This is a genomic window from Exiguobacterium sp. HSB13 (genome assembly GCF_056764755.1).
This window is the reverse complement of the sequence record NZ_JBUZOM010000020.1, coordinates 1-493: the sequence shown is the minus strand read 5'-3', so window position 1 is coordinate 493 and position 493 is coordinate 1. Positions and strand designations below refer to the sequence as shown.

Annotated in this window: 1 pseudogene; it reads right to left on the bottom strand. The window is 50.7% G+C overall.

The window, feature by feature from the left end:
- Window positions 1-104: 104 nt before the first annotated feature.
- Window positions 105-383: pseudogene (locus ACZGCQ_RS16845) on the bottom strand (relaxase/mobilization nuclease domain-containing protein); the annotation flags it as partial.
- Window positions 384-493 lie beyond the last annotated feature (110 nt).

Below are 493 nucleotides of genomic sequence, written 5' to 3'. Positions count from 1 at the left end.
AAGCCAACGGGTGCCTCTCGCTTGAGGAAGACCGAAAAGCCTTGCTCGAGACAGAGCTGATCGCTCTTCTCCCGAATACGATGAAGGTCTTTTTTTGAGTATTGTTACTTGCTGCCGTTCTCGAAGTTCACGGCATTGATGATGATGTGGTTATGGATATGCGCCTTGTCCGTATGCGTGTAGATGACGTCTTCATGCCCCTTGGAGATGAATCGAGCGAGTTCCTGCCCGATTTCGTTCGCTTGTCGTGACGTCACTTCCCCCGGCTTGAAGGACTGGATGACGTGATGGGCTTGAATCCCGTCTGGTTTGCCCCAGAGATCTCTTGTCGCCTTCCTCTGAGACTTGGCGTACTCCGGAGGACAAACGACGCCTGATCGTTCTTCTTCCCGTTTCTCCGCCTAGGAGGTCAGCTTTTTGGTCAATTTTGTATTGCCGTGTTGAATTTTTCCCATATCTTCATCCTGTACTTTTCTAACATCTTCGGCCCCTC